Raw genomic sequence first — 2625 nt, 5'->3', positions numbered from 1 at the left:
CCCGCCTCCAACCCGGCCACCACATCCATGTCATCACCCCGCGCGGTCACCATGATGATCGGCACCTGCCCGGCAGCCCGGATACGCCGGCACACCTCGAACCCGTCCATCCCCGGCAACATCAGATCAAGCACCACCACATCGGGAAGATGCGCACGCAGCCGCTCCAGCCCCTGCTCACCGGACTCCACCGCGCTCACCCGATGCCCATGCCGGGTCAGGGCCAGCTCAAGACCCTCCCGCACAGCCGGGTCATCCTCGATCAACAACACCCGCGACACGCCGCCGCCTATCACCGCACGCTCCGTAACTTGCCCGCCGGTCCACCCCGTCCACTGTCGACCGGCCGTGTCCCCACCCCGTCCGCGCCATGTCATCGTTGTGTCACGATCACGCCGGTCCTCGCCGCCGTCGACAAACGGTGACATCGGGCGGACGGCGCGCGCACATTCGGCGCCAATCGTAGTTCGTCATGGACGAACCACGCACCATCCCCCTTCGGCCCCGAGACCGGCTGTATGCCGTGGTCACGCTGGTGCTGGCCGTGCTCCTGCTCCCTGCGGCGTTCCTCCGCAGCCCCGGCCAAGCCCGCGAACGCGCCTGCCACTGGGCGTTACGGATGCGATTCCCGGCCGAGGACCTGACCGGGCTCACCGACGGCGCCAGGGCGGCGTTCACCGCGGCCCGCACCGAGGCGCTGTGGCGTCACGGCCAGCTCCTCGGCCTCACCTCGGGCTACCGCGACCCCCTCGTCCAGCAACAGATGTTCGAGGAAGAGGTGCGCCGCCGCGGCTCCGCGACCTTGGCACGCATGCTCGTGCTGCCACCGGCGGAATCCTCCCACGTCAAGGGCATCGCGCTGGACGTGCGCCCCCACGAAGGCGCGCGCTGGCTGGAGGAACACGGCGCCCGCTACGACCTGTACCGCATGTACGACAACGAGTGGTGGCACTTCGAGTACCGCCCGGACCGTGGCGGCAGGCCACCACGACGACGGCCCCACCCCGGCGTCGGCTACGTCATCGACAACGAGGACTAGGGTTCGCTGGGATCAGGCGCCGCCGGTCGCGCGGATGGTGTTGGTCAGGCTGCGGCACATGGCGTCCGAGTCGGCGATCCACAAGATCATGAACTTGTATCCCCGGGCTTCTCTGGACTCGGCGTCGGCGCAGAACTTCGGTGCCGGCGGGCCGTCGGCGCGGAAGCCGACGTCCGGGAGGAACGGCACCTGCTTCAGCAGCAGGCAGATGGCCTCCTCCGCGGCGGCTTCCAGATCCCCGCGCACCACTGCCACCAGGCCCACCGACCAACCGTACTTCGGGTCCTGGTAGATCGACACCGCCAGGTGGTCGTTCTCGTAGGCGCAGTCCACCGCGTCGGCGGCCACGGTCACGCGGGTGGCGAAGGTCCTGAGCCCCTGACGGAAGGAGCGCAGTTCCGCTTCCTCGGCCATCTTCTGCTCCGGGATGACATCCAGAGCCATGCCGATCAGACCGTTCACACCGAGGCAGGGATTCGTGGCGATCCGCTCGACTCCCTCCGGGGAGGGCAGCAACGACCGGGTGATCGGGCCTGCGGCCGGACAGAAGCCCTTCTTGGGCGGCGCTTTCGTCTGGGCCGCCTGAGGGGGTGTGGCTTGTTGCGGGAAGTCCTCGCACGCGGTGACGAAACTCAGCGCGAGGATGGCCGTCAGCAGCATGTTCAGGGGGGAGCGACGGGACATGGGAGTCCTTCCGGCACCGGAGGCAGTCCCTTGGATGCTTCCTGGCGACGGCGGAAATGGCATGAGTAGCCCCTACTCATGTGCCTGTGTGTGAGCCGGCCGCCTCGCCCACCAGGGGTCCAGGTCGAACGGCCGGCTGGTGCTGCGGCGGGCGGAGCCGTCCTCGGGCCCGAGTGGCGGGACGGCTCCGCCCGGGGTGCCTACGCCCAGGGCGAGGCGACGACCCAGCTCACGTCGTCGGCCCACGAGGTCGCGCTGTCGAAGGTGTTCGATCCGCCCTCGCTGCCGATGTAGACGATGTCGTTGTAGTGACGCAGCAGGCGGTTCGGGAAGTTGAAGGAGGCCCACGAAAGGCCCTGGCCGTTCATGCCGGGCTGCGGGCAGAACGTGGCGTCGTTGGCGAACAGGGCGCTGCCGTCGTTGGCGTTGCGGTAGAGCTGGTAGTTGCTGTGCCGCAGGTAGCTGCCGGGGTAGTTCTTCGACTCGAACGACACGCAGGAGCTGTAGGCCAGGCCGTTGCGCACGATCCATGTGGCGTCGTTCTTGTCCAGGGACGAGCTGCTGGAGGTGATCACGGACGTGACGGCCTGGTCGTTCTGGTGGCGGATGTAGCGGCCGGTGCAGCAGGCCGTCGTCGCGCGCAGCGAGATCGACGTGCCGGCGGCGGGTGTCCCGCTGGGACGGGCGGCCGTCGTGTAGCCGGCGGCGACGATGCCGGCCTGCACCGCGTTCTCGGTGGCGTCCGAGGGATAGCCGGAGGTCATCACGCCTTCGTAGAAGGTGCCGGCGGAGCCGTTGCTGTTGTCGCCGCCGATGCCGAGGATGATGGCCCCTTCCTTCTTCATCGGGTTGTAGCCCGCGACGTTGGGGCGTGCCCCGTTGTAGTAGGTGGACAGGTTGCC

General features: G+C 68.7%; 4 protein-coding genes. 1 reads left to right on the top strand and 3 read right to left on the bottom strand.

Going from position 1 to position 2625, the window contains the following annotated elements:
• Positions 1-281 (bottom strand): response regulator (locus ACWDX9_RS62235; RefSeq protein ID WP_449973269.1); only part of this gene is annotated, 281 nt, incomplete at its 3' end.
• 191 nt (positions 282-472) lie between these two features.
• Between ACWDX9_RS62235 and vanY-N the strand changes: the two genes are divergently transcribed.
• Positions 473-1039 carry a D,D-peptidase/D,D-carboxypeptidase VanY-N gene (vanY-N, locus tag ACWDX9_RS62230; RefSeq protein ID WP_449973268.1) on the top strand — a complete coding sequence of 189 codons (567 nt, stop codon included), beginning with the start codon at positions 473-475 and terminating at the stop codon, positions 1037-1039.
• Between the two features lie 12 nt (positions 1040-1051).
• On the opposite strand, the gene ACWDX9_RS62225 is transcribed toward vanY-N, so the two are convergent.
• Complete coding sequence (locus ACWDX9_RS62225) at positions 1052-1699, bottom strand: hypothetical protein (RefSeq protein ID WP_449973267.1); 648 nt, start codon at positions 1697-1699, stop codon at positions 1052-1054.
• A gap of 224 nt (positions 1700-1923) precedes the next feature.
• The coding region (locus tag ACWDX9_RS62220) for an AbfB domain-containing protein (RefSeq protein ID WP_449973266.1) at positions 1924-2625 on the bottom strand (702 nt) is incomplete at its 5' end.

This window comes from Nonomuraea sp. NPDC003201, from assembly GCF_053590415.1.
Note: the sequence above shows the minus strand (reverse complement) of the source record. Positions and strands in the feature narration are given on the sequence as shown.

Coding starts and splice junctions, on each gene's coding strand:
- ACWDX9_RS62225 (WP_449973267.1), bottom strand. CDS start 1,699: ATGCTGCTGACGGCCATCCTCGCGCTGAGTTTCGTCACCGCGTGCGAG.
- vanY-N (WP_449973268.1), top strand. CDS start 473: ATGGACGAACCACGCACCATCCCCCTTCGGCCCCGAGACCGGCTGTAT.